15 protein-coding genes are annotated in these 19,839 nt (G+C 65.9%); 7 read left to right on the forward strand and 8 right to left on the reverse strand.

Annotation, left to right across the window (positions count from 1 at the left end):
* The first annotated feature begins 37 nt into the window (after positions 1-37).
* On the forward strand, positions 38-2,416 hold the full coding sequence (locus P0204_RS17810; RefSeq protein ID WP_276223513.1) for a methyl-accepting chemotaxis protein: 2,379 nt from the start codon (positions 38-40) through the stop codon (positions 2,414-2,416).
* A 91-nt stretch (positions 2,417-2,507) separates the two neighbouring features.
* On the forward strand, positions 2,508-3,383 hold the full coding sequence (locus P0204_RS17815) for a dihydrodipicolinate synthase family protein (protein WP_276223515.1): 876 nt from the start codon (positions 2,508-2,510) through the stop codon (positions 3,381-3,383).
* Positions 3,384-3,495: 112 nt separating this feature from the next.
* On the opposite strand, the gene P0204_RS17820 is transcribed toward P0204_RS17815, so the two are convergent.
* From P0204_RS17820 to P0204_RS17840, 5 genes are all read right to left on the reverse strand, one after another.
* Positions 3,496-4,884 (reverse strand): ABC transporter substrate-binding protein, encoded by a 1,389-nt coding sequence (locus P0204_RS17820; RefSeq protein ID WP_276223517.1) that lies wholly within the window; start codon positions 4,882-4,884, stop codon positions 3,496-3,498.
* A 76-nt stretch (positions 4,885-4,960) separates the two neighbouring features.
* Positions 4,961-5,965: an Ldh family oxidoreductase gene (locus tag P0204_RS17825; protein ID WP_276223519.1), complete on the reverse strand. Its 1,005-nt coding sequence runs from the start codon at positions 5,963-5,965 to the stop codon at positions 4,961-4,963.
* Positions 5,965-7,131, reverse strand: a complete 1,167-nt coding sequence (locus tag P0204_RS17830; protein WP_276223520.1) for a UxaA family hydrolase — start codon at positions 7,129-7,131, stop codon at positions 5,965-5,967. The genes P0204_RS17825 and P0204_RS17830 overlap by 1 nt, the downstream gene beginning before the upstream one ends.
* 2 nt (positions 7,132-7,133) lie before the next feature.
* Positions 7,134-7,457, reverse strand: coding sequence for a UxaA family hydrolase (locus P0204_RS17835; RefSeq protein ID WP_276223522.1), 324 nt, complete (start codon positions 7,455-7,457; stop codon positions 7,134-7,136).
* Between the two features lie 57 nt (positions 7,458-7,514).
* Positions 7,515-8,492 (reverse strand): YeiH family protein, encoded by a 978-nt coding sequence (locus P0204_RS17840; RefSeq protein WP_276223524.1) that lies wholly within the window; start codon positions 8,490-8,492, stop codon positions 7,515-7,517.
* A 245-nt stretch (positions 8,493-8,737) separates the two neighbouring features.
* On the opposite strand from P0204_RS17840, the gene P0204_RS17845 reads away from it, so the two are divergent.
* Positions 8,738-9,730 carry a carbohydrate ABC transporter permease gene (locus P0204_RS17845; protein ID WP_276223526.1) on the forward strand — a complete coding sequence of 331 codons (993 nt, stop codon included), beginning with the start codon at positions 8,738-8,740 and terminating at the stop codon, positions 9,728-9,730.
* Between the two features lies 1 nt (position 9,731).
* A complete protein-coding gene (locus P0204_RS17850) occupies positions 9,732-10,592 on the forward strand; it encodes a carbohydrate ABC transporter permease (RefSeq protein WP_276223528.1) in 861 nt (286 codons plus the stop codon).
* Positions 10,593-10,712: 120 nt separating this feature from the next.
* Here the strand turns inward: P0204_RS17850 and P0204_RS17855 are convergent, their stop codons facing one another.
* The 3 genes from P0204_RS17855 to P0204_RS17865 are packed head-to-tail and all read right to left on the reverse strand — an operon-like array spanning position 10,713 to position 15,238.
* Positions 10,713-11,678, reverse strand: a complete 966-nt coding sequence (locus P0204_RS17855) for a C-terminal binding protein (protein ID WP_276223529.1) — start codon at positions 11,676-11,678, stop codon at positions 10,713-10,715.
* Positions 11,679-11,700: 22 nt separating this feature from the next.
* Positions 11,701-12,966 (reverse strand): mandelate racemase/muconate lactonizing enzyme family protein, encoded by a 1,266-nt coding sequence (locus P0204_RS17860; RefSeq protein WP_276223530.1) that lies wholly within the window; start codon positions 12,964-12,966, stop codon positions 11,701-11,703.
* A 43-nt stretch (positions 12,967-13,009) separates the two neighbouring features.
* Positions 13,010-15,238, reverse strand: coding sequence for a glycoside hydrolase family 3 N-terminal domain-containing protein (locus P0204_RS17865; protein WP_276223532.1), 2,229 nt, complete (start codon positions 15,236-15,238; stop codon positions 13,010-13,012).
* Between the two features lie 91 nt (positions 15,239-15,329).
* Here P0204_RS17865 and yicI point away from each other — a divergent pair, with 91 nt between their 5' ends.
* The 3 genes from yicI to P0204_RS17880 are packed head-to-tail and all read left to right on the forward strand — an operon-like array spanning position 15,330 to position 19,690.
* The gene (gene yicI, locus P0204_RS17870; RefSeq protein WP_276223534.1) at positions 15,330-17,672 is read left to right on the forward strand and encodes an alpha-xylosidase; all 2,343 of its coding nucleotides are present in this window, start codon (positions 15,330-15,332) and stop codon (positions 17,670-17,672) included.
* 57 nt (positions 17,673-17,729) lie between these two features.
* A complete protein-coding gene (locus tag P0204_RS17875) occupies positions 17,730-18,857 on the forward strand; it encodes an ABC transporter ATP-binding protein (RefSeq protein ID WP_276223536.1) in 1,128 nt (375 codons plus the stop codon).
* 53 nt (positions 18,858-18,910) lie between these two features.
* Positions 18,911-19,690, forward strand: a complete 780-nt coding sequence (locus tag P0204_RS17880) for an IclR family transcriptional regulator (RefSeq protein WP_276223537.1) — start codon at positions 18,911-18,913, stop codon at positions 19,688-19,690.
* Positions 19,691-19,839: the final 149 nt, after the last annotated feature.

Consider the following 19,839-nt stretch of genomic DNA (forward strand, 5'->3'; position numbering starts at 1 on the left):
GCGAATTATTAAATACTATCATTAACTCGCCTCACACATGCCAGCGAGTTCAGCGTCCGCCTCGTCGGACGGAGAGTCACAGGTACGCTCCCGCGTGGTCTCTGCCGTCGGGGCAGCGGCGCGTCGTCTCACCCCGGAGTTCGTGCGCCGGCGGTACGCAGCGAAGTTCGCCATCTCGATGCTCGTCGTCCTGGTCGTCATCGCGACGATCGGCGCCGGGAGCTACCTCCAGATCCAATCGGAACTGCAGGAGGACACCCGGACGCAACTCCAGTCCCGGGCGTCGATGCAGGCGACCGCGATCGGCGGGTGGGTCGAAGAGATGCAAGTCCAGACGCGGTTCATCTCCGCTGCCGGGCCGATGCAGGCCCAGCAGTCCACAACCGTCGACCGCTATCTGCGGAGCGCACAGAACCTGGGAACACTCGACATCCTCGCCGTCCACGTCGTCGACACCGAAGCCGGCGAGGTCCGGAGTAGCACCGCCTTCGACCTGGTGGGCCAGTCGATCGCCGAGACCGATCAACCCTGGACGCGTCAGGTCGAGGCGGTCCAGCAGTATTCCAGTGTCTCCTCGGTCGTCGCGACCAGTGACGCCGCGTATCGGCGCTCGAACCAGACGGTGATGGCCTTCGTCAGCCCCGTCCCGGACACCGACCGCGCCGTCGTCGTCGTCGGCTCGATCGACGCTCAACTCGATGGGATCGCGGGCGGGACCGACTCACAGACGACGATCGTCGACGCGGGCGGCAATATCGTTCTGGCTCCCGGCGGCAGGACCGCCGACGACCCGGCTTCGGTCGCTGCGGTGACTGATACCACCGCGTTCTCGACGACCGCAGAGAACGGGACCGTCAGTTCGGTCGAGCGGTCGGATCGGGTATTAGCCTTCGCCCCGGTCTCACAGACCGACTGGGTAGTGACGGTGTCGCTCCCGAGCAGCGAGGCCTACGCCATCGGCCGCTCGGTCGGCCAGAACGTGCTGGGGATCGTCCTCGGCAGTATCCTGGTCCTCGGGGTCGTCGCCACCGCGCTCGGTCGCCAGACGGTCGTCCCGCTCACGCGACTCCGCCGCCGGGCCGAACAGATGCAGGCCGGCGATCTCGACGTGGAGCTGTCGACCTCGCGTGACGACGAGATCGGCCGGCTCTTCGAGAGCTTCGACGGGATGCGCACCTCGCTCAAAGAGCAACTCGCCGAGACCGAGGCCGCCCTGGACGACGCAGAGGCCGCACGCGCCGAGGCCGAGGCGGCACAGGCCGACGCGGAGGACGCTCGGGACCGCGCACATCGGCTCTCCGAACAGCTCCAGGAGCGAGCGGCCGCCTACGGCGAGACGATGCGGGCCTGTGCCGACGGACGACTCCACCGTCGCCTCGACGAGGACGTCGACACGGAGGCGATGGCCGAGATCGCCGCCGCGTTCAACGAGATGATGGACGACCTGGAGGGGACGGTCGCCGAGGTCCGACGGTTCGCCGACGACGTGGCGGCCGCAAGTGTCGACGTGGTCGAGCAGGCGTCGGACGTCGAGGAGCGCAGCGAGACAGTCAGTGATCAGGTCAGCCAGATCTCCGAGGGTGCCAGCGACCAGTCCCAGCGTCTCGACAACATGGCGGAAGAGACCTCCACGCTGTCGGCGAACGTCGAGGAGGTCGCCGCGAGCGCCAGCGAGGTCGCCGAGTCCGCACAGCGGTCGGTCGAGCGCGGGACCGAGGGGCGTGCGGCCGCCCGGACGGCCCTCGATGAGATGGACGCCCTGCAACAACACGCCGGTGAGACCGTCGAGCAGATGGACGATCTGGACGAGCAGGTGCGTGCGATCGGGGACGTGGCGAACCTCATCGCCGATATCGCCGAGCAGACCAACATGCTCGCGCTGAACGCCAATATCGAGGCGGCGACCGCCAGCGGAGAGGGTGATGGCTTCGCCGTCGTCGCCGACGAGGTCAAACAGTTGGCCGAGGAGACACAGGACGCCACCGACGAGATCGCCGACCGGATCGAGGCCGTCCAATCACAGACCGACCGGACCGTCGACGCGATGGACGAGATGCACAGCGCCGTCGGCGAGGCCGCTGGGACGGTCGAGGAGGTGCTCGCTGCCATCGACGATATCGTCGAGCACATCGAGGAGACCGACCAGAACGCTCGTGAGATCGATCGCGCGACCGGCGAACAGGCCCGGACGACCCAGGAAGTGGCCGGCGATATCGACGACGTCGCCGAGATCAGCCAACACGTGACCACACGGGCCGAGTCGGTCGCAGACGCCGCTACCGAACAGAGTGAGACCGTCTCGACGGTCACCGAACAGGCCCAGGAGCTTCGGGACCGTGCCACGACACTCTCGGATCGGCTCTCGACGTTCGAAGTGAGCGAGACGGGCAGTTCGGACCCGGAGACGCGGGGGTAGTCTTCCCGCCGAAGTGTGTTGGGTCATCCCAAATTATAACTAAGTCCTCCTCCATGCGATAGTCATGAATCTCTCGGGAACAGTCGTTCCCATGGCGACGCCTACCCATGGGTCTCGGCGGTCGGTCGACGACGAAGCTCTCAGGCAGTTCACGCGAAAACTCGTCGACGGTGGCGTACACGGACTCTTTCCGGGGAGCTCTATCGGCGAGTTTCCCAGCCTGACGACCGAACAGAACCGTCGGGTCGTCCGGATCGTGGTCGAGGAGACCGACGGCGAGGCCGCCGTGCTCGCGGGCTGTTGTGACACCAGCGTCGACGCGGTCCTTGACAACGTCGAGGCAGCGGACGCCGCGGGCGCCGACGCGGCCGTCGTCGTCTCCCCGTACTACCTCGGGACTACACAGCCCGGCCTCGAACGGTTCTTCACTGCCATCGCCGACGAATCGCCGCTCCCGCTGTTGTTGTACAACATCCCGCCGCTGACGGGTAACGAACTCGGTGTCGACCTGGTCACACGGCTCGCCGAGCACGACACCATCGCCGGCCTGAAAGACACGTCCGGCGATCTGACCTATCACCACCGGATCGCAAGTGAGACCCCGGAGGACTTCCTGCTCTTCCAAGGGGCGACGCAGTTGGCGACGGCCTCGCTCGAACTCGGGGCCGACGGACTCATCGCCGGCCCGGCGAACGTCTTTCCCGGCCCGCTGTCTACCCTCTACGAGGCCTACGCCGCCGACGATCTAGCGGAAGCCCGCCGGCTGATGCAGGCAATCGTCACGCCGTTCGTCACCGCGACCAGCGACATGCCCACCGCCGCAGCGATCAAACACCTCTCGGGGGTAGACGGACTAGAGATCGGCGGTCCGCTCCCGCCGTTGCCGGAACTGACCGACGAGGAACGGGCGTCGCTGGCGGCGACCTACAGTCGGATCTCCGAACAGGTCGGCGAACCGACGGTCTGAGGACTGGCGGTCGTTTTGGTCGAAACACGACACTGGCGAGCCGGGGGCTTCTCGGAATTGCGACCGGAAAACGGCGTGATGCAGACTGGGGCGTCGGACTGCCGGAAGAGCCTTAGGCGTTGTTGACCTCGCTGTCGATCTCTTCCTGGGCGTCGTTGAGCGCCTCTTCGGGCTCTTTGCTCTGGACGAGCGCGGCGTTGCAGTTGGTGTAGACGATCTCAGAGAACGTCGAGTAGTTTGCGGTCGCCGGCCGTGCGCTGGTCTGATCGACGATCTGTGCGAACGTCTCAAGCTGAGAGGCCTGCTCGTAGTACTCGTCGCTGTACAGTTCCTCCCGGACCGGCAGGCGGCTGTGTTCCAGCGCCATCGTCTCCTGGGCCTCCATCGAGGCCATGTAGCTGGCGAACTGCTGTGCGGCCTCCTTGTTCTCGGACGCGGCGTTGATAAAGAGGTTCCACCCGCCCAGACAGGAGTTCTGGGCGTCGGGGTTGCCCTCCGCTTTCGGCATCGGCGCCACGTCGAAGTTCCCCTGGACGGCCGAGCCGTCCTCGTTCATCAACGCGACGGCGTAGGGCCAGTTGCGCATGAAGATAGTGTTGCCCTGCTGGAACGTCTGCCGGTTCTGGTCCGTCGAGGAGGCCGGGATCGACTCCGGCGTGACCTCGTACTCGTGGATGAGGTCGACGGCGTGTTGCAGCGCCGCGATTCCCTCTTCGGTGTTGACCACGAGGTTCCCGCTGCCGTCACGGACACTGCCGCCCATGCCCCACAGCCAGTTGAGCCACATGATGGTCAGCCCCTCGTTGGAGCCACCCTGCCAGATGTAGCCGTTGAGGTCCTGATCGGACTGCTCTTTGATGTCCTGGGCCATGTTGACTAGCTCCATGTAGGTCTCGGGCGGCCCGTCGTAGCCGGCCTCCTCCAGAAGGTCAGTCCGGTAGTAGAGCGCGTTGGCGTCCGTGTGGATCGGCATCCCGTACATGGTGCCGTCGACGGTCACCGAGTCGATGGGCGTCTGGAGCATGTTGTCGGTGTGGCCCTCGGGATCGCTGACCTCCGCGGCCCAGCCGTTCCCGGCGAACTCCGCCGGCCAGATGACGTCCATGTTCCCCACGTCGAACGAGGACGACCCGGAGACGAACTGGTTGACGTAGTACTCGCGTGTCGAGGACGCGTCCGAGGGAGTCTGCTGAGACTCGACGGTGATACTGCTGTTGGCCTCCTCGAACATCGGGACCAGGTTCTCGGCGTCGTTGCTGAAATAGCCCGGATAGACGTAGGTCATCGACGTCGATCCGCCGCCGTCGCCGGAACCGCCATCACCGGAACCGCCGTCGCCCGAGCCACCGTCACCGGAGCCTCCATCGCCGGAGCCACCGTCACCGGACCCGCCGTCGCCGGAGCCGCCGTCCCCGCCACATCCGGCGAGCATCACGACACTGCCACCGGCTACCGTTTTGATAAGCTGCCGCCTACGCTTGTCAGAGACTTCGTCTGTCATACACACCCACGTTCGGAACAACCCCTATTAATTGTTATTGTTTTTCATACTACAATTACGGGAAAAGAAAGGGGACTCAAGCGCTCTCGGCGATCGTTCGGACCTCGTCCCAGAGGTCGTCCTCGATCTCGACGGTGGTGACCGTCCGGTCACGTTCGACGGAGCGCTGGCCCGGTAATCGGATCTCGTCGACGTGGGCCGCCTGCTCGCTCTCGGTCAGCCGCGTCAGGAACGTACTCGCCCGTTCGCTGAACTCCCGAGCGCCCAGCGCTTCTGGGTCGATCGCCAGGAACAGGTCCCCCTTCGTACAGGGGTCTTCCGTGTGGTAGGTCCCGGTAACGTCGGTTCCCATCGCGGCGCCGACCAGGCCGCCGGCCAACACCTCGACGGCGATGGCGAGTCCGGAGCCTTTCGCGCCACCGAACGGGAGGATCGTTCCGTCCAGAGCGGCGGCCGGGTCGGTCGTCGGCTGGCCGTCGGCGTCGAGCGCGACGCCCTCGGGCAGTTCCTGGTCGGTCTCCTTGTAGTGGAGGACGGTCCCGCGGGCGATCCCCGACGTAGACATGTCGAGGTTGAACGCCGGATCGGTCGGCAGGCCGATGGCGATAGGGTTGGTCCCCAGCACCGGTTCGGCGCCGCCGTAGGGGGGCATCGCCGGCTCGGTGTTCGTGATACCGACGCCGACGTATCCTTCCTGGAGCAGTTGGTCGGTGTAGTAGCCCAACATTCCGAGGTGGTTCGAGTCGTGGACGCCGACCGCGCCGACGCCGAACTCGTCGGCTCGGTCCATCGCCTCCCCGGCTGCGGCGCTGGCGACGACCGGACCGAGCCGCGAGCCACCGCTGATCGTGGCCGCGCCGCCCCGGTCGGATACCACTTCGATGGTCCCGTCGGGATCGACGTTGCCGTGTTCGATGCCGCGGACGAACCGCGGCAGTCGGAGCAGGCCGTGTGAGTGTTTCCCGCGGGCGTCGGCGCTCACCAGCACCTCGGCCGTCTGCTCGGCGTCGGCGTCGGAGATCCCGTGCGCGCGGAAGGCGTCGGCGGCGACCGCGACCGCGCGCTGCCGGTCGATCTCCATTATGTCGAGGGGCCGATGCGGTGGATGGCGAACTGGCTCTCGCCCATCGCCTCGCTGAGGGTCACTTTGCCGTTGACGATGTCAATGACCTCGTCCCACAGCTCGTCGGTCGCCCACTCGATGGTCTCGTCGCCGACGAGCGCCTCACTCACGTCGACGTCGGTCTGTTCGGGCACCCGTTCGGCGCTGTGTGGGTTGCCAGTGATCTTCAGGGTCGGCATGACGGCGTTCGAGAGGGTGTGACCCTGGCCGGTCGAGATGACCATGAAGTGGGCGCCGCCGGCACCGATGCCGGTGACAGACTCGGCCCCGTGGCCGGGCGTGTCCATGATGTACATCCCGGACTGGTCAGGGATCTTCGCCCCGTAGTCGACGATGTCTTGGATCGGGCCGTCGCCGGATTTGACGAGCGCGCCGAGGGACTTCTCCTCGATGGTGGTGAGCCCGCCGTCCATGTTGTCCGGGGTCGGCTGGGCGCCACGAACGTCGTAGCCGGTGGCCTGGAGACGCTTGTCCCAGTTTCCGACGCGATCGAGGATCTCCTGGCGGACTTCGTCGTTGACTGCCCGCTCGGAGAGTTCGGTCTCGCCACCGAAGAACTCCGGCGTCTCGGCGAAGCAGCCACGACCGCCGTGTTCGTCGATGAGCCGCCAGACCGCGCCCGCGGTTGCCTTGTGCTGGCAGAGGCCGCTGGTGGTGTCCGAGGTGGCGCAGTTGATCCCGAACGTGAGATTCGACATGTCCGCCGGGACCCGACGCTGGGCGCTCGCGTCCTGGACCATCTCTCGTGCGGCGTCGACGGTGGCGTCGAGCGCGTTCATCACACCCTTCTCCTCGTGGATGTTGATCGACGCGCTCGGCCGACCGGTCTCTGCGACGTCTCCGGCCAGTTCGTCGCCGTCGACGATCTCGCCAGCGTGGGCGACCACGACTGCTCCGTACGTGTTGGGGTGAGTGGCGTACCCAAGCAGCGTCCGGTAAGTCTGGAACACGTCGGGCTTGGTCTGGCAGCGCCCGAGCGGGTGTGTGATCGGGACCGCGTCGTCGACGATATCCGCCGCGCGTTTGACCGTGTCGTTGGCGTAGGGCGCCGTCGACACGATGACTGTGTGGTTGCGGATGCCGATACTACCGTCGTCTCGTTCGTAGCCTAGGAATTCGGACATGGTTACTCGCTGACCGCCTCGACTTCTTCGTCACCCGCGAGGTCACCGCGGCCGTAGTTCGATTCGACGTTGTGGACGTGGACGAACGTCCCCGCCGGGATGTCCTCTGTTGCGTTGCCGATACTCTTGCCGTATTTCGTGATGGTCTCGCCGTCGGCGATGTCCTCGATCGCGAGCTTGTGCCCGAAGTTCACGTCGTCGAGCATCTCGATCGTTCGCTCCTGGTCACCGACTGCGACCGTGACTGTCTCCCCGGCCTCGACGTCACGAAGCGCTGTCGCGACGTTATCCTCCGGTTCGACGACTTCTAGATATCTGTCGGCCATACACTTCGGTTGACGGACGCCCCAGTTGATAACGTTTTCTCCTGGGCCCGTGGACCGTCACAGCACCAGCGTCACTGCGCCGAGTGCCAACAGGCTCACTGCCAGGAACTGCGCGAGCACGACCAGGATCGGCTTGGCTCCGGTCGCTTTGAGCTGGCGTGGGTTCAGTTCGAAGCCGAGGCCGACGAACGCGAGCGCGAACAGCCAGTCCCCGGCCGTCCCGATCGCTGCCTGTGTCCCGGCCTGGATGAGCCCGAGGTTGACGACGACCGCGACGAGCAGGAACCCGATCAGGAACTTCGGGAACCGGTACCAGATCTCCCTCGCGTCTGCCTGGTCGGTCCCGGTGGCGTAGTAGATCGCGTAGCCGACGGCCAGGACGCCGATGAAGGTGTTGCGAACCAGTTTGGTGATCGTCGCCCACTGGCCGGCCGTCTCCGAGACGGCGAAGCCAACCGCCGCCGCCGGACCGGTCGAGAAGAGGCTCAGTCCGGCCCAGATCCCGAAGGTACGATCCGGGAGGCCAAGCGCCGACCCGACGATCGGAAAGACGACTAACGTGATCGCGTCGAACAGCAACACCGTGCCCGCGGCGTAGCTGATCTCGGCCTCGTCGCCGTCGATACTCCCGGCAACGGCCAGTACTGCCGAGACGCCACAGACGCTCGCACCGGCAGCGAGCAGCGATCGGGTCCGTGACTCGATCCCAACCCGTTTCCCGACGGTCTCGATGAACAGGACACCGAGGACGACGACGCCCATCGCCAGTACGATCACCAGCGGCCCGGTCTCGACGAGTTGGCCGACGGTCAACTGCGCGCCCAGCAGGACGATCCCGGTCTCTAACATGAGTTTGTGACGATCGATCCCGGCCTCGGCCCACTCGGGCACGCCGACGGTGGCGGCGACTCCTGCACCGCTGGCGATGGCAACGACTAACGGACTCAGCGGCGTGGCGTCACCCACGACTCGGGCGAGGGCAGCTAGCACCAACAGGACCACCAGTCCCGGTGCCAGTTCGCGGACCGAACTCATCAGGGAGCCAGCGTCGTCGCGAGGACGATCGTGACTCCGAGCGCGGTCGCCTTCCAGCCCCGGTCTACGGCCAGGACTTTCCGACGACAGCGGGACACGAGTCTCTCGGTCCGAGTGCGCGAACGCTTCACGTCCATGTGGGTGAACCCGGAACCGCCTCCTATATAAAATTTCACTGTCGACGCCGGCTCCCGCGGGCGTGCCCCCGTAGTTTTATAATGAAAGACGACTCACGTCGGGGACGAATGGCAGACTCAGTCGAGAGCTCGTCGGGGTCCGGCTACGCCGAGGACCCACGGCGGCAGAACAGATTACAACGGTATCGTGACCTCCGGTTCTCCGAGGAGGAACTGGCGGTAATCCTGCTGACACCGGTCGTTTCGTTCCTGTTGGCGGTGTCGTTCTACCCCATCTTCGACACTATCGTCGGAAGTTTCTACCAGGGGTACGTCCTGGAGATGACCCCCAAAGAGTTCGTCGGCCTGGAGAACTACCGGAGCCTCTACGGGAGCGGCCCCCTGCTGGAGCAGTTCCTCAGCGGCGACGGGTTCTGGAACGCCCTGCGGGTCTCGCTCATCTACACCTTCGTGAGCGTCCCCATCGAGACTGCGCTGGGACTGGGCCTGGCACTGCTGCTCAACCGTGACTTCCGTGGGAAGTACTTCGCTCAGGCCGCGATCCTCTTTCCCTGGGCCATCCCGACGGTCATCAACGCCCGGATCTGGGCCTGGATGTTCAACGGCCAGTACGGCGTGGTCAACGATCTGTTGATCCGGATCGGCATCCTCCAGACCCCGTTCCCGTTCCTGGCGAAACCCGACACCGCGCTCCTCTCGATGCTGTTTATCACGATCTGGAAGACCAGTTCGTTCATGGCGCTGATCATGCTCGCCGGCCTCCAGTCGATCCCGGACACCCTCTACGAGGCTTCCAGGATGGACGGTGCCGGTCGGATCAGACAGTTCTGGGACATCACGCTGCCGCTGTTGAAGCCGACGCTGCTCGTGGCGCTGATCTTCCGGACCCTCCCGGCGTTCCAGGCCTTCGGTCTCCCGTACGGCCTGACCGGCGGCGGTCCGGCCTCCGCGACGACCACGCTCGTGCTGTTCGACCACCAAATCACCTTCAACCGCCTCAACTTCGGAGAGGGGGCTGCGACCGCGAGCATCATCACGCTGATCGCGCTCGGCATCGCGATGCTCTATGTCGGGACGCTGTACGAACCGGAGGTGCGGTGAGATGAGCTACGATTCCAACCCCCTCGAGATCGACCGGTTCCAGTGGGTCGGGAAGAAGGTCGGTTTCTACGGGAGCATCTTCATCATCGCTCTGGTCTCGGTGTTCCCAGTGCTGTGGATGCTGATCACCTCGCTCAAACAGCCTGGGAACGTCGTCACGTTCCCCGTCGAATACATCCCGCGGAACCCGACGTTGACGAACTACCAGGCAGCTCTGGAGCAGGCCCCGTTCTTCCGCTATATGCTCAACAGCGCCATCGTCGCCTCCGGGACCGCTATCCTGGACGTGTTCCTGGGCGCGCTCGCGGGCTATGCTCTCTCGCGGCTCCGCTTCCGGTTCAAGCTCCCCGTCCTCCTGCTCATCCTCGGAACTGCCATGTTGCCCTTCATCGCCCGGCTGATCCCGCTGTTCAGCCTGGCTCGCTCGTGGGGGCTGCTCAACGACTACCTGGGACTGATCATCCCCTACGCCGCCTTCCAGTTACCGTTCGCAGTCTGGATCTTCCAGGCGTACTTCAAGGAACTCCCCGATTCACTGGAGGAGGCAGGCCTGATGGACGGCCTCTCCCGGATCGGCGTCCTCTTCCGGATCATCCTCCCGGTCTCCGCGCCGGCGATGGCGACTGCGGCGATCATCGTCTTCATCTACGCGTGGAACGAGTTCCTGTTCGCGCTGACGTTCATGACTGAAGACCAGATGCGGACGATCACTGTCGGGATCGCACTGTACCAGGGTGAGTTCCAGTATCCCTGGGGAACTATCTCGGCCGCCGTGTTCATGTCCGTGATGCCGCTGATCCTCTTCATGTTGTTCTTCCAGCGGAAAGTCGTCGAGGGGCTGACCGCGACCGGCAAGGCCTGAACGGCCCAGTTTTCCCGTCCGCTTCCGCGTTCGCTCTGCTCGCCAGCGGACGCGTTCCGGACCGCGCTCCGGGTCACCGCTTGCTGTCCGACGAGCGACCCGTGAAAATCAGCGGCGGCGTCAGTCGTTGACGACGTTCCAGGGCTCGCCGCCCTCTAAGACCGTGCGGACGATGTCGGTCACCGTCCGCCGGCGCTGGTCGTTGGCCTCCTCGCTGTACCAGGCGACGTGTGGCGTCGTCAGCACGTCCGGGTGGTCCCGGAGCGGGTCGTCCGCGGCCGGGGGTTCCTCGGGGAAGACGTCCAGACCCGCGCCGGCGATCTCACCCGAGTCCAGGGCGTCGACGAGCGCTTGGCCGTCGACGATCGGGCCGCGAGCGACGTTGACGAAGTAGGCGTCCTCGTTCATCCGTTCGAAGGCGTCGGCGTCGAACATCCCGCGGGTCTCGGGGACCAGCGGGGAGTGGACGGTGACGAAGTCGGCCCGCTCCAACAGCTCCTCGAATTCCACGAGCGTCGCGGGGTCGTCGGCCACGTCCGCCTCGGAGAGGAAGGGATCGCTGGCGATCACGTCGGTTCCGAGTGCGTCGGCCCGCTCGCCGACCGCGCGGCCGATCGCGCCGTAGCCGACGACGCCGACCGTCTGTGTCGAGAGCCGGTGGATCGGTGTCGCCACGTCACGGTCCCATCCGCCCGCAGCCACGTCGGCGTCGTAGGGCTTCAGCCCGCGTGCGAGCGCGAGATACAGCGTCAGTGCGTGGACGGAGACCTCCTCCAGACAGTAGTCGGGAACGTTCGTGACGGGAATCCCCCGCTCGCCGGCTGCCTCCACGTCGATGTTGTCGACGCCGATCCCGTACCGGGAGATCACCCGGCAGTCGGTCAGCGCGTCGATCGCCTCGGCGTTCAGGTCGTACCGGAGATTGATGACCGCGTCCGCACGGGCGAGCGTCTCGTGGGCGTCCTCGGCCGACTCGCCGACATCGCCGGTCAGTTCGACGACCTCGGCGACCCCGTCGAGGCCCTCGCGTTCGATCGAGAGGTCCGTGAAGTCGTGGTCGGTCACGACGACAGTGTGTTCAGACATAGTGTGAGAGAATTCGCGGGACTCAGATGATCAGGTCGTAGCCGTCTACGAGGTACTCCTCGCAGATGTCACGGTCGAGTTCGACGCCCAGGCCGGGGCCTTCGGGGACGTCGATGTAGCCGTCTTCGAGGATGGGGCCGGAGCCCTCGACCCGGTTGCACATGTCGTTCCACCACGGCACGTCCCGGGAGTGCCACTCCATACAGAGGAAGTTCGGGATGGCCGCCGAGACGTGTGCGCCGGCGACTGTCCCCAGCGGGCTGGAGATGTTGTGGGAGGCGACCGGAACGCCGTAGAGGTCACAGACCGTCGCGATGTCGACGTACTCGCCCAGGCCACCGCACTTGTTCACGTCGGGCGCGGCGATGTCCATCATCCCCTCGCGGGCCGCTTCGTTGAACTGGTCCGTCTTCACGAGGTTCTCGCCGGTCAGGACCGGCATGTCCAGGGCCTCGGTGACCCGTTTCTGGGACTCGGTCTTCTCCGGCGGGACGGGGTCTTCGAGCCACGCCAGGTCGAACCGTTCGAGTTTCTTGCCCAGCCGGATCGCGGTCTCGGTCGTGAAGTTCCAGTGGAGGTCCATCCCCAGGTCGATGTCGTAGCCGATCTCGTCCCGGACCGCCTCGACCAGGCTGACCTTGTGTTCCAGGGCCTCGTTGTCCATCCGCCGGTTGGCCTCGTCGTACTCGGCGTGGGTCGGCACGTCCAGATCGAACTTCAGCGCCTCGAACCCCTCGTCGACGACCTCACGGGCCGCACGCGCGTAGCCCTCGGGCGTGTAGACGTCCTTCGGGTCGTGGTCGCGGGCCTCGCCCAGCGATTCGCCGCCGTGGGTGTCACAGTAGATCTTGATCTCGTCGCGGTACTTCCCGCCCAGCAGTTCGTAGACGGGCACGTCGAACAGCTTGCCCTTGATGTCGTAACAGGCGGTCTCGATGGCCGTGAAGGCGGCCTGGCCGATGCGGCCACAGCCGGTGTAGCGCTGTTCGAGCAGTTCGCGGATGCGGTCGGTGTCCAGTGGGTTCTCGCCGACGAGGTCGACGTCCATCCGGCCGGCCATGTCCAGAGCTGCCTCGGCACGGAACGTCTCGCCCAGGCCGTAGACGCCGGAATCGGTCTCGACCTTGACGATGCCCCACGTGAAGTTGCCCGCGATGGCCATCGTCTTGATGTCGGTGATCTCGACATCTCGCTCGGGTGGGCGGTGAGTTTCCTCCATCCCCATGTCGCGCCAGGGGACGCCGCCGCCCTGTGGAATCCGGTAGTCGGGTTGATCGTCCTGTGTCATCACCTGTGGAGTCGTGGATTGCCCGGTTAAAGATTGTGGTGGGCTATCGGGTCCGGACGGTCGACGCGGCGCGGTGGGGTCGCCGGTCCGGCCGCGTGGGTTCCCCGCGCAGTTCCACGGTCGCCCGCCCACGACTGTCGGCAGCCGACCGGCCCACGAGGAGGTCGACGGTCCCCGGCTCCACGACGAGTCGCCCGTCGCGGTCGTGGACGGCCAGCGTCGCCGTCGGAAGGGCAAACGTCACCGTCGCCCGCGCCCCGGCGTCGAGGTCGAGGCGCTCGAACCCGACCAGTTTCCGCTCGGGCCGGACCGTACGCCCGCCCCTGTGGCGGGCGTACAACTGGACGACCTCGCTGCCAGCCCTGTCGGCCACGTTCTCGACGCTGACGGATACGGTGATCGTACCGTCAGTCTGACTCTCCTCGGCGGCGACCGAGCACTCGCCGTACTCGAAGGCCGCGTAACTCTCCCCGTGGCCGAACGGGAACAGCGGCGTCCCTTCGGTGAAGACGTACTCGCCCCGGGAGACAGCGTCCTGTCGGTAGTGGATCGGCAACTGGCCCACCGACCGCGGGAGCGAGACCGGGAGCCGGCCACCGGGGTCGGCTCCCAGCAACACGTCCGCGATGGCGGCCCCGCCCTCTTGCCCGGGGAGCCACGCAGCCACTGTCGCGTCGGCCCGCTCGACCACGTCCGGGACCGCGAGCGGGCGACCGCTGACGAGAACTGCCACGAGGGGCGTCCCCGTCGCCGCCACTCGCTCGATCAGCTCCGACTGCCGGCCTGGGAGTCCGAGTTCGGCACGGTCCAGGGCCTCACCGGCCGTCCCCGGCGAGTCACGCTCGACATCGATTCCGGACTGGCCGCCGACGCAGGCGACCGCCACATCCGCGCCGCGGGCGGCTTCCACCGCCGCTTCGATGTCGTCGTCCGGGCCGGCCCGGACCCCACAGCCCTCTGCGTACGCTACCGCGGCCACGCGCTCGCGAAGGGCGGCTCGCGGCGTCACCACCTCGATGCCACCGTCGGCGTTCTCAGCGCCGGCGTACGAGTAGTTCCCCAGCAGGTTCCGGCCCGCGTCGGCGTTTGGACCGACGACGGCGACCGACGAGGCATCCGCCAGCGGAAGGACACCGTCGGTTTCCAACAGCACCAGCGACCTGCGCGCGGCCCGGCGGGCGAGCGAGCGAACGGCGTCGGTCCCGAACGCTTCGTGTGCTTGCTCGGGGTCCGGGGTTGAATCGGACGCCGCGAACAGTCCCGCGTCGGCCTTCTGTCGGAGGTGGCGACCGACTGCCCTGTCGACAGTCGATTCGTCGACCTGGCCGTCCCTAACCGCGCCGACCAACCGGTCGCCGAAACACTCGGTCTCGGGGAGTTCCACGTCGATACCAGCCTCGATTGCCTGGACACCGGCCGCGGTCCTGTCGGGGGCGACGCCGTAGTCGTCGGCCAGCATCTCGATCCCTCGACCGTCCGAGACGACAGTCCCCCGGAACCCCCACTCCTCGCGGAGCAGTTCGGTCAGCAACCGCCGGTTCGCGTGACAGGGGACCCCGTCGACGGTGTTGTACGCTGCCATCACCGACGGCGCGCCAGCGTCGATCCCGGCCCGGAACGGGATCAGATCGGCGTCGCGCAGCTCGCCGAGGCAGGCCTTCGGGCGCGCACGGTTGCGCCCGCCCGCGGGTCGTCCGTGCCCGACGAAGTGTTTCAGCGTGGCGTCGACGCCGCTGTCGCCCAGTCCCCCGACGACTGCCCGTGTGAATTCGGCGGCCAGTGCCGGATCCTCGCCGAAGGTCTCCTCGATCCGCCCCCAGCGGGGTTCGACGCCCAGGTCCGCGACCGGCGAGAGGGTCACCTGACAGCCCACTGCTCGCAGTTGCTCGCCGACCGCCACCGCGACCTCGCGCGCGAGGGCGGGGTCCCAGCTACTGGCCAGCCCGATGGCCTGGGGGACCGTCGCCCCGCGACGGCCGGCGTAGCCACAGAGGCTCTCCTCGCGGACGAACGCCGGAATCCCGTGGGGTGTCTCCGCCCGGAGGAACGACTGGATGTCGGCGACGACGCCCGCGAGTTCGGTCGGTTCGAGGCCGCTCTCGCGGCCGACCCGCGTCACGCGACCGATTCCGTGCGGAATCTCGGCACGTGCCCGCTCGCGGGAGAACGCGCCGTCGTCAAGCAGGGACCCGATCCGGACGGTCCCGAGTTGTGCGACCTTCGCGTCGAGGGACAACTCGGCGACGAGGTCGTCGATCGCTGGTCCTGTCATGGGGTGTTCGTCCCGAGTATCGACGCCCACCGAAAAAAAGCCACGCACGACGGGGTAGTTTTATTACCGAGAGACGCCCCCACCCGATAGGATGACCAGCGAACGCATTACCGTCGCCGCCGTGGCCGACTACGAGGTCGACGGACAGCGGGTCCGGTTCGACTGTGAGATCGACGCCCCGGAGCCGGTGACCGACCGCACCGTCCCGGTGACACTGACCGTCTACGACCCGCGGACCTTCCGGTTCGAACTGCTCGCCAACCCCGAGACACACACGGACAGCGAGTACCCGCCCGTCGAAACCGACGCCGTCGAGACCGACGTGGCGCTGGACATCGTGGAGTCCAACGGCACACTCACCGTCGACACCGGCGCGCTCTCGATCACCGTCGGCCTCGACGAGTGGTCTTTCGCCGTGGTGGACGCCGATACCGGCGAGACGGTCTTCGAGGAACAGCGGGCCGATCCCGACGTGTTCGGCCGCCAGCGAGTCGACGCACTGGGGTTCACCCAGGAGGAGATCAACCACAACCCCCGGCGGGTCGACCGGACCGGAACCTCGTTCCGGCTCTCGCCCGACGAGAAGATCTACGGCGCCGGCGAGCAGTTCGTCGAGTTCGACCGCCGTGGCCGGGAACTGGACCTCTGGCACCAGGAACCGCTCGGCACGGAGACCGAGCGGGCCTACAAGAACATCCCCTTCCACCTCTCGACGAACGGGTACGGCCTCCTGCTGGATACCACCGCGCGGGTCCACTACGACTTCGGGAAGACCTCCACTGCTTCGGGGACGATGTCGGTCGCCGACGACGACTTCTCGTTCGTCTTCTTCTACGGGCCGGAGTTCAACGACATCCTCCAGCGGTACACCGCCGTCACCGGCCGTCCCTCGCGGCCACCCAAGTGGTCGTTCGGAACGTGGATGTCCCGACTGGGCTACGAGTCTCGCGAGGAACTGGAGGACGTAGCAGCGCGCTTGCGCGAGGAGGAGATTCCCAGCGACGTGCTCCACCTCGATCCGTTCTGGATGCGGGCGAACAAGTCCACGGACCTGGAGTGGGACACCGAGCAGTTCCCCGATCCCGAGGGGATGATCGACGAGTTACGCGAGGACGACTTCCGGCTCTCCCTGTGGGAACACCCCCACGTCCCCGTCGGGACCGAAGCCTTCGAGGAGGGGGTCGACGAGGGCTACTTCGTCACCGACGGCACCGGCGACGCCTACGTGATGGACAACACCTGCCAGGGCGACTACCGCGGGGCGCTCGTAGACTTCACCGACCCCGACGCCGTCGAGTGGTGGAAGGCCAAACACCACCGACTCCTCGAACAGGGCGTCGCCGTCTTCAAGACCGACTACGGCGAGTACGTTCCCGAGGACGCCGTCTTCGCCAACGGCCGGAGCGGGAAGACGATGCACAACCTCTACCCGTACCTCTACAACGAAGCGGTCTACGAAGCCGTCGGTGAGGTCAACGGCCCCGAGGAGGCCGTCGTCTGGGGCCGGTCGGCCTGGACCGGGAGCCAGGCGTTCCCGATGCACTGGGGCGGTGACCCACAGACCAGTTGGAACGGGATGAGCGCGGCGCTTCGCGGCGGACTCTCCGCCTCGCTGTCGGGCATCGCCTTCTGGAGCCACGACATCGGCGGCTTCCGCGGCACGCCCGACGACGACGTCTACACCCGCTGGGCGCAGTTCGGCCTCCTCTCGTCGAACAGCCGGTGTCACGGGACCACGCCGCGGGAACCCTGGGAGTTCGGCGAGCAGGCCCTGGACGTCTTCCGGGAGTACGCCCGCCTTCGCTACCGGTTGCTCCCGTACCTCTACACGTACGCGGAGGTCGCCGCCCGGACCGGCCTCCCGGTCGTGCGCCCGCTGGTTCTGGAGTACCAGGACGACCCGACGGTCCACCGCATGGACACGCAGTATCTCCTGGGCGAGGATCTGCTTGTCGCGCCGGTCTTCGAGGAGAGTGGGACCCGGTCGGTGTATCTCCCGGAGGGCGAGTGGCGCGATTACTGGACCGGACAGCGTCACGAGGGCGGCCGGACCGTCGACGTCGACGTCTCCATCAGCGAGATGCCGGTGTTCGTCCGGGCCGGCAGTGTCCTCCCGGAACGCGAACCCACCCAGTCGGTCCAGCCCGGGACGCCCGCGGAACTGGAACTCGACGCGACACTGGCGGACGGCCACGCAGAGGGTCGGTTCTACGACGCGGACGCGGACGCACTCGTCGAGTTCACGGTCGACGCCGGCGGTGACACCCTGTCGGTCGACCTCGGGGCGTGCACGGCCGACCGCGTGACCGTGACCATCCGCGACGCGGCCCCCGAGACGGTCGTCGTCGACGGTGAGACGCTGGAGGCGGTCAGTACTGACCCCGACGCCGGTACCTGGACCGATACCGGAACCGGCGTGACGATCGTCGTCTGAGGGGTGGATTTATTAATCGAGATGCTGAATGGTGCGGTAACGAACCACGGTGATACAATGGGACGCCTACAACTGAACGACCTGACGAAAGTATTCGAATCGGGCGCTAACGACATCGTTGCAGTCAACGAACTGAATATCGACATTCGGGACGGGGAGTTTCTCGTCCTAGTTGGCCCGTCGGGCTGTGGGAAGTCGACGACACTCCGGTGTATCGCCGGACTGGAGCGGACGACATCCGGGCAGATCCTCCTCGACGACCGGGACATCACACACCGCAAACCCAAAGAGCGCAACATGGCGATGGTGTTCCAGAACTACGCGCTCTATCCTCACATGTCCGTCCGGAAGAACATCGGCTACGGGCTGAAGATCACGAGCGACCTGGACAAAGACGAGATCAACCAGCGCGTCGAGCAGACCGCGGAACTGCTTGAGATCAAGGAACTGCTCGATAAGGAGCCCGGTGACCTCTCCGGTGGGCAGCAACAGCGTGTCGCCCTGGGTCGGGCGATCATCCGTGAACCGGAGGTGTTCCTGATGGACGAGCCGCTGTCGAACCTCGACGCGAAGCTCCGGACGACGATGCGGACCGAGATCCAGCAACTCCAGCAGGATATGGATATCACGACGATCTACGTCACCCACGACCAGACCGAGGCGATGACGATGGGCGACCGGATCGCGATCCTCGACGATGGCGAACTCCAGCAGATCGGCGAACCCCTGGAATGTTATCACCGGCCGGTCAACCAGTTCGTCGCCGGGTTCATCGGCTCTCCGAGCATGAACTTCCTTTCCGTCCGTCAGAGCGACGACCAGCTCGAACACGACGAGTTTACGTACGATATCTCCACTGAGACCCAGGAGGCACTCACCGAGGCCAGCCGGAACCTGACACTCGGTATCCGGCCGGAGCATATCCAACTGGTTGGCGGTGACGAGGCGAACGCAGTCCCGACGACAATCCAGGTCGTCGAACCGATGGGCGAAGTAACCTACGCGTATTTCGAGGTCGGTGGCCAGAACTACACCGCCAGCATCGACGGTGAACGCCGGATCGAGTCCGGTGACGAGGTCCACGTCGTTTTCCCGGAGGAGAAGATCCACCTCTTCGACGGCCGGAACGGAGCGGCAGTCAAGAACAGCGAACTCGACGAGACGTTCGACACGGTCCGGGCGTAACCCCCGTTTGTTTCTCGCGAACAATTAAGTGTGTACTCGCCATACTGTCGAGTATGAGCGAGCCACCGAGCCAGCCCGGATCGGGACGACGCGTCCAGGCAGTCCAGATATCCTGTGACATCCTCGAAGCGCTCCGTGAGAACGACGGGGCCGGCGTCTCCGAACTCGCGGAGCAGTTGGACCGGTCGAAAGCGACGATCCACAGCCACCTTGCGACGCTCACCGACAACGAGTTCGTCGTGAAGCACGGCGACACCTACGAGATCAGTCTCCGGTTCGTTGATGTCGGCGAGTACGCGAAAAACCAGATCGACATCTACGAGGTCGCCAAAGAGGAAGTCGATCGGTTGGCCGCCGAGACCGGGGAGGTGGCCCAGTTCATGGTCGAGGAACACGGCCGGGGCGTCTACCTCCACAAGGCACGTGGGGAGAACGCCATCCAGACAGCCTCCTACACCGGTAATCGGAAGGATCTCCACTGCACCGCGCTGGGGAAGGCCATCCTCTCGCAACTGTCGACCGAGCGGATCGACGAGATCATTCAGCGACATGGGCTGCCACAGCGGACCGAAAAAACCGTCACCAGCCGCGAGGAACTGTTCGAGGCCCTCGAACGGATCCGTGAGGAGGGCGTTGCCTTCGACGACGAAGAGATCCTCAAGGGGCTGCGATGTATCGCTGCTCCGATCGAACATCCGACCGGCGCTATCTACGGTGCGATCAGCATCTCGGGACCGACGAGCCGGTTCAAGGGTGACCGGTTCCACGAGGAACTCCCCGAGATAGTCCAGGGAGCGGCGAACGTGATCGAAGTGAACGCGACGCAGGTCTAGACCGTTCGCGCTAGCCAAACAGAGCGTTGTTCCGTCCCGTTACTGTATGGCCGTCTTGTGGGCGGATTCAGGATCTGGAACGTCGCCACGCACAGTTGCTCGTTCGTCGTCGTTTGTGAGACGCGAATACAACTGTGTGGTGTTCCTGT

The sequence above is a fragment of the Haloarcula halophila genome (assembly GCF_029278565.1).
In the GTDB taxonomy this organism is placed as follows: domain Archaea; phylum Halobacteriota; class Halobacteria; order Halobacteriales; family Haloarculaceae; genus Haloarcula; species Haloarcula halophila.